Origin of the sequence: Acinetobacter sp. SM1B, from assembly GCF_003289665.1 — a bacterium.
In the GTDB taxonomy this organism is placed as follows: domain Bacteria; phylum Pseudomonadota; class Gammaproteobacteria; order Pseudomonadales; family Moraxellaceae; genus Acinetobacter; species Acinetobacter schindleri.
The window spans coordinates 19,983-27,519 of sequence record NZ_QMBM01000001.1 but is presented as its reverse complement, the minus strand read 5'-3'; the positions used below and the strand labels follow the sequence as shown (position 1 = coordinate 27,519).

6 protein-coding genes are annotated in these 7,537 nt (G+C 46.0%); all 6 read right to left on the bottom strand.

Features of this window, described 5'->3' with window-relative positions; translation table 11 throughout:
* Positions 1–56 precede the first annotated feature (56 nt).
* The 6 genes from C8322_RS00110 to C8322_RS00085 all read right to left on the bottom strand — a co-directional run bounded on the left by C8322_RS00110 (position 57) and on the right by C8322_RS00085 (position 7,536).
* On the bottom strand, positions 57–701 hold the full coding sequence (locus C8322_RS00110) for a hypothetical protein (RefSeq protein WP_111810235.1): 645 nt from the start codon (positions 699–701) through the stop codon (positions 57–59).
* Between the two features lie 62 nt (positions 702–763).
* The gene (dapB, locus tag C8322_RS00105; protein WP_111810234.1) at positions 764–1,585 is read right to left on the bottom strand and encodes a 4-hydroxy-tetrahydrodipicolinate reductase; all 822 of its coding nucleotides are present in this window, start codon (positions 1,583–1,585) and stop codon (positions 764–766) included.
* Positions 1,586–1,899: 314 nt separating this feature from the next.
* On the bottom strand, positions 1,900–2,373 hold the full coding sequence (locus C8322_RS00100) for a Dps family protein (RefSeq protein WP_111810233.1): 474 nt from the start codon (positions 2,371–2,373) through the stop codon (positions 1,900–1,902).
* A gap of 297 nt (positions 2,374–2,670) precedes the next feature.
* The gene (gene dnaJ, locus C8322_RS00095; protein WP_004895889.1) at positions 2,671–3,783 is read right to left on the bottom strand and encodes a molecular chaperone DnaJ; all 1,113 of its coding nucleotides are present in this window, start codon (positions 3,781–3,783) and stop codon (positions 2,671–2,673) included.
* A 105-nt stretch (positions 3,784–3,888) separates the two neighbouring features.
* On the bottom strand, positions 3,889–4,266 hold the full coding sequence (locus tag C8322_RS00090) for a hypothetical protein (protein WP_004814094.1): 378 nt from the start codon (positions 4,264–4,266) through the stop codon (positions 3,889–3,891).
* A gap of 132 nt (positions 4,267–4,398) precedes the next feature.
* A complete protein-coding gene (locus tag C8322_RS00085; protein WP_111810232.1) occupies positions 4,399–7,536 on the bottom strand; it encodes an efflux RND transporter permease subunit in 3,138 nt (1,045 codons plus the stop codon).
* Between the last annotated feature and the right edge of the window lies 1 nt (position 7,537).

Genomic DNA, 7,537 nt, shown 5'->3' with positions numbered 1-7,537 from the left:
GAGCGTCTAGCAGTAGGAATCACCCTCCTTTAGGTGGGTGAGGATGTCAAGACTGACTAACGCAGCGCTTCTGGCAATACCGGAACTGTAGAGGATTTATTCAGTTCCAGCTTCATTTTTTGCAACATCTGATAAGGCTGCTGCTGTACAAACATATTTACAAAGGTCAGCGGGATAGAGCCTTCAGGATTGGCATAACCATAGGTAGAGACCTTGACCTTTTTCTCGCCTAAACGGTTAAAAGTCCAATCACCTTCATAATGGGTCAAGCGTACATAATCCGGATTTAGTGGATAGCCCTTTTGAATGGCTTTGTTCTTAATCGTGATCTGGCCATTGGCTTCACGGATCATTTTCCCTTGTACCACTAAGTCCCGGTCTTTCAGCGGAAATGGGAAATCCAGCACCATATACAAGGTGAAATCGCCCTTTTTGTCATCCCGGGAGAGTACCTTCACATTGCCCATATAAGGCACCCATTTTACTGCATTGTTGACATCAATAATCAGGTGCACTGCCTGTTCGATCGGTACATCATAGGTCGTTTCAGCTTTATACAGAAAAACCGGATTGTTCTTGTCTTGATAGGTCCAGACCTTGATATTATTTTTATTAATACTGAGTTTGGCATTCGGTACAGATTTAGGCTGTGCTGCGGCGGCAAATGCCACAGCACAGAACATGAGTATGACTTTTTTCATTCCATTGTCGTCTTATTTTAGTTTTAGTTATTCTTATATTTATAAATGATTTTGACGAAAATTTAAACTTGAATATCGTTAAAACCAAGTACATCTTTCATGTCATATTTACGCGCCTCGCGACCAACTACCCAAGCCGCGGCACGTACTGCACCTGAAGCGAAGTTCATGCGGTTAGTGGCTTTATGGGTAATCTCAACGCGTTCGCCATCGGCAATAAACATCGCTGTATGCTCACCCACAATATCACCACCACGAATCGTTTGGAAGCCGATACTTTGGCGCTCACGTGGACCTGTATGGCCTTCACGGTGATAGACTGCATCTTTTTTCAGATCACGGCCAAGTGCACCTGCAATTGCCTCACCCCACATCAGTGCTGTACCTGATGGTGCATCCACTTTATGACGATGGTGCGCTTCAATCACTTCAATATCAACGGTATCACCAAACACTTTAGATGCTAGCTCTAGTAGTTTAATTGAGACGTTTACACCCACTGAATAGTTGGCAGCATAAACCACAGGGGTTTCAGTTGCAGACTCATCGAGGTAAGCTTTTTGTTCGTCGTTGAGACCCGTGGTACCAATCACGATGGCCACGCCATTTTCACGGCACACTTTAAGGTGATGTACAGTGGCTGCAGGTGCAGTAAAGTCTATGACAACATCACAGTCTTTCACCACTTCTTCAAGACTACCTACAACTTTTACGCCAACTGCACCAATACCTGCCATTTCACCTGCATCTGTACCAATTAAGGTACTTTCTGGGCGTTCAACTGCTGCGCCCAATTGATAGTCGGCTTCTTTCACTGCCTGAATAAGGATGCGTCCCATACGGCCGCCTGCACCTAAAATTCCAATGCGTGGTATCGCTGACATAACATAGTCCTGATATTGATTCGAAATTATTCTTACTATAGCAAAACTCGCTCCTAACACTAAGATTGATCGCATAAAAATCAATGAAAAGAATTAAAGAAGGTCATGAGCGTTTTTGATATGCAGGAAATGTTTAATTAAATTCTAAAGAGTCGGCTTTCTATAAAATATTGGGCAAGCTGTTTTTCCTGTATACATTACGAGCTCAGGATTAAAAAATATAAAAAGCCCATAGGATCACCATAGGCCAGTTGTATGAGAGCAATATTTTGGAAATAGAAAACTAAAAATTCAGCTTTGTATATCTGAAATATTTACTCTTCTAACAGACTTCTTAACATCCAAGCTGTTTTCTCGTGCACATTCAGTCGTTGAGTCAAGATATCCGCAGTTGGCTGGTCATTTGCCTTATCTACAGTATCGAACATGCTTCTTGCGGTACGGGCAACTGTTTCATGGGCATTGACCAGTAACCGAATCATTTCCTCCGCTTTAGGCACACCTTCAATTTCCTCAATAGAAGTCAGCTTTGCAAACTGCTGATAGGTTCCTGGTGTCGGAAAGCCCAAAGAACGGATCCGTTCTGCAATGATGTCCAAGGCATTCCACTGTTCAGTATATTGCTGCATGAACATGTTATGTAAAGTATTAAATTGCGGGCCGGTGACATTCCAATGAAAGTTATGGGTCATTAAATATAAGGTGTAGCTATCGGCAAGTAGTCTGGATAGACCTTCTACAATTTCCGCTCTGTTTTCGGCTGAAATACCAATATTTACTTTTATCATCTCGGTTACCTTAAATTTTAAAAAAATATGCGTGATCAACTTGTTTATTCTTATAATCAGTTTAGCTACTTCAACAAATTGCAAAAGATGAGATCAGTATCATTTATGTTAGCTTTGTTGAAATAACAGAGTAAGTTCAAGCCACAGGAATGTAAGGTATGACAGGAGCTTTACTAAGCAGTAAACTTATATAGAAATCTGAGGAAGATACCAATTTTTTCTCTTTAAAAATCGGTGAACTGTAAAGCTGAGATCTAAAAAAAGGACGCCTGAGCGTCCTTTTCTATTCTCATTCAATTAGTCAAACAGACGATCGAAGAATGATTTTTTCTTCGGTGAAGATTGGCTACCTTCCCCATCCATTGATGCTTGCAGCTCTTTCAGCAATTCACGCTGACGTGCAGTCAGGTTTACCGGTGTTTCAACCACAATCCGGCATAACAGGTCACCAGTCATGCTGGTACGAACAGGTTTTACACCCTTACCACGTAAACGGAATAATTTACCGGTTTGCGTACCTTCCGGGATTTTCAGGCTGACACGGCCATCCAGGGTTGGGATTTCAATCTCTTTACCCAATGCAGCATCAGCAATTGAAACAGGCACATCCATATACAGGTCAGCACCATCACGCTGGAAGATCTCATGCTCACGCACCACCACTTCTACGTACAGATCGCCTGATTGACCATCACGGATCGCTTCACCCTTACCGGTTAAACGTACACGGTCGCCATTGTCCACGCCGGCTGGAATGGTAACTTCCAGGGTTTGCTGACGATCAGATACGCCCGAACCATGACATTTATTACATGGATTCTTGATGATCTTGCCTTGACCGCGACAGGTGCTACAGGTTTGCTGTACAGAGAAGAAGCCCTGCTGCATACGTACCTGGCCCGCACCATGACAGGTCGGACAAGTTTCCACATCATTCGGATTTTTAGAGCCTTTACCATCACAAGCATCACATGGTGCAGGTGCAGTGAAGGTAATAGTTTTCTTGACGCCTTTGACTGCTTCTTCCAGACTCAGTTCCATGACATAACGTAAGTCAGAACCACGGCGCGCACGTTGTTGCTGACGACCGCCACCAAATGCCCCACCAAAGATGTCACCGAACTGGCTGAAAATATCTTCTGCGCTAAAACCACCGCCGAAGCCACCGCCGCCGCCCATACCACCTTCAAAGGCCTGATGGCCCATGCGGTCGTACATGCTGCGCTTTTCGCTGTCAGACAGTACTTCATAAGCTTCTGAAGCTTCCTTGAACTTTTCTTCAGCTTCTGGATTGTCAGGGTTGCGGTCTGGATGATATTTCATCGCCAACTTACGGTAGGCTTTTTTAATCTCATCATCACTAGCGGTTTTAGCAACACCCAAAACCTCATAATAATCACGTTTAGCCATGTCTGGCGATGCTCCTCACGGAATTTTATTTAATACTTAACTGTGGTCTGAAATTGGGGGTCAAACCAGTTTTTACAAGGGGGAATCTGAAAAAAAATCGAAAGCCTAGAAAACAGCTTTGCTTTGATAGAACTTGGACACGCCTTTGAACCAGGCATTAATCATGAAAATAAACGCAATAAAGCTGAATACGACGCCAGCGACCGTGCAGGCTTTCACCCATAACATGCTGTCCCAGGCATGGAAAAAGAGTGGAATAAACCAGAGGGCTGCAAAAACAGCCAGCATGGTATAGATCACCACATTACGCATGATCCACAGCGCTTGTGCCTGTAGCCAGACTTCTGCATAGTCGACCTGAGCGACTTTGCGTGCTAACCAATAAGAAAAAATTCCAAAAATCACGGTAAAAGAGGCTAAAAACATGAACACATATGCAATGGCTACAGAGCGCCGCATTTGAGTTAAACTTTTTTGATTCATGTCTCTTTCAACCTCGTTGTCCGTTTCTGCAACACGGGAAAAACGGCAACTTCGCATTTTTTAAAATTGTAAAATTATCAGGCACTACTATATTAAAAAATTTAATATTTCGCACCTGATTTTAAGACAGTTTTAGACCGATTGCGAAGTTTTCTTTACCTTAAACCATTGCGCATACAAGGCTGGCAGGAAAAACAAGGTTAACAGTGTCGCCACAATCAGTCCGCCCATGATGGCAACTGCCATTGGGCCGAAGAAAATACTACGTGAAAGTGGAATCATGGCCAGTACAGCAGCCAGGGCAGTCAATACAATTGGACGGCAACGGCGTACCGTGGCATTGATGATGGCATCCCATTGTGATTCCCCAGCCTGAATATCCTGTTCAATCTGATCAATCAGAATCAGGGAATTACGCATGATCATGCCTGAGAGTGCAATCGTACCCAGCATGGCGACGAAACCAAACGGTTTATTGAACAATAACAGAAAGAGTACCACGCCAATGATACCCAGTGGCGCGGTCAGGAACACAATAAAGGTCCGTGAAATACTCTTCAGCTGGATCATCAGCAGGGTCAGAACCACTGCCAGGAACAATGGCATACCGGCATTCACAGATGTCTGACCACGTGCTGATTCCTCTACGGTTCCACCTACCTCAATCAAGTAGCCACTTGGTAATTGAGCTTTAATGCTCTCCAAGACAGGAGCAATCTGATTGACCACGGTGGCTGGTTGTAAATTGCTACGGATATCCGCACGTACGGTAATCGTCGGCAAACGGTTACGATGCCAGATTAGTCCCTCTTCAAAGCTGTATTCAATATTGGCAATCTGCGCCAAGGGCACAAAGTTACCACGTGCAGTGGGTACCGCCAGACTGCTTAAAGATGCCACATCGACACGTTCAGCCTGCTCACCACGCAGACGGATTTCAATCAGCTCACGTTTTTCCCGGAACTGATCCAGTCCCGCGCCTGCAATGGAGCTGTTCAGGAAATTGGCCAGATCACTACTGCTCACCCCCATCTGGCGGGCACGGTCCTGATCAATGTCTAATTTGATCACTTTACTTGGCTCGCCCCAGTCCAGATGCACATTGGTGGTGTTCTGGTTTTCGGCTACCTTGGCAGCGACTTTTTGTGCCCAGCTGCGTACCAGCGCCAAGTCTTCACCCGATACCCGGAACTGGAGTGGATAACCGACCGGTGGACCATTTTCCAGCAAAGATACACGGGTACGTACTTCAGGTAACAGCAGACGAATCTGCTTGCTTAAAGATTCACGGATTTCATTACGATCTTCCAGGGAAGAGGCCAATACCACAAACTGGGCGAAGCTGGTTTGAGGCAATTGCTGATCTAAAGGCAAATAGAAACGCGGTGAGCCGGTGCCAACATACACCACATAATTATCAATGCCCTCCTGTTTAGACAGGAAATCTTCAACTTTTTTCACGGCAGCTTCGGTGGCTTTCAGTGAAGCCCCCTCTTCCAGTTTCAGATCAACCAGGATCTCCGCCCGATTCGAGGGTGGAAAGAACTGTTGCGGTACGAATTTAAACATGATGATCGACAGGGCAAAAATTCCTACAGTCAACGCAATCACGGTCTTGCGATAAGTGACACAGATATTTACCCAACGTCTAAAACCCTGATAGAACCGGGTTTGATAAGGATCATGATGCTCCCCCGCATGATGCACAATCGGCTCTGGTTCAGGCTGCTTGCGCAGACGTGCCCAGAGATGCTGATACCAGGGGGCTTTCTGGATCAGATCTTTATTAAAATCCGGCAGGAGTTTGTCACCCAGATAAGGGACAAACAGCACTGCAGCGATCCAGGACACCAGCAAGGCAAGGGTCACCACCTGAAAGATAGAACGGGTATATTCCCCGGTACTGGATGCAGCAGTCGCAATTGGTAGGAAGCCAGCTGCAGTAATCAGGGTTCCGGTCAACATCGGAAATGCCGTGGTACGCCAGGCATGCCCGGCAGCTTCCAGCCGGCTATAGCCCTGTTCCATTTTGATCGCCATCATCTCAATGGCAATAATGGCATCATCGACCAGCAGGCCAAGTGCCAGAATCAGTGCACCCAGGGAAATCTTGTGTAGACCGACATCAAATAGTTGCATCCCGGCAAAGGTCATCGCCAGTACCAAAGGAATCGAAAAAGCCACCACCAGTCCCGGGCGGAAGCCGAGGGAGAAGAAGCTGACCAGAAGCACGATAATTACGGCTTCCGCCAGCACCTTCATAAACTCGTTGATACTGCGCTTTACTGCCACCGGCTGATCCGATACTTTTTGCAGGTCCATTCCCAGAGGCAGGGATTTCTGCAGGCGGGCAAATTCCTGTTCCAGATGTTTACCCAAGGCAATGATGTCTCCCCCCTTACGCATCGATACCGCAATACCAATGCCATTTTCCCCCATAAAACGCATACGTGGCTGGGCGGGATCGGTAAAGCCACGATAGACCTCTGCGACATCGCCGAGCTGGATAGTTTTACCATTCACATACAGTGGCATCTGCTGTAGCTCTTCTACAGTCTGCAATGCACCGCTGACACGAACCTGAATCCGGTCTGTGTCGGTTTCAAAGAAACCGGCATTGCTCATGGCATTTTGCTGTTGTAACGACTGCTGAATGGCAGTGACTGGAATCCCCAGCTGTGCAGCTTTGGTATTAGAAATCTCAATCCAGATTTTCTGATCTTGCAGGCCAATCAGCTCAACTTTGGCAACATCTTTGACACGCTGCAATTGTAGTTGCAGACGGTCGGCATATTCTTTTAGTGTGGCATAGTCGAAATCTTTGCCTTTCAGCACATAGATATTGCCGAAGGTATCGCCGAATTCATCGTTAAAGAACGGGCCTTGCACGCCTTGTGGCAGTTCATGCCGAATATCATTAATTTTCTTACGGACGTTATACCAGACATCAGGAACTTCTTTGGACCGCAGCGAATCCTTGGCCACAAAGGTCACCAGCGATTCACCTGGACGGGAATAAGCCATGATGCGTTCATATTGTCCCGTGGTCATCAGTTCCTTTTCAATCCGGTCCGTGACCTGCAAGGAAACTTCCTGTGCACTGGCCCCCGGCCAGTAGGTCTGTACCACCATCACCTTAAAGGTAAAAGGCGGATCTTCACTCTGTGACAGTTTGGAATAGGACATGATGCCGACCAGACCGAGCAGAATCATGAAATACAGCACCAGACCCTTATTTTTCAGGGCCCATTCGGAAAGGTTAAAATTCATG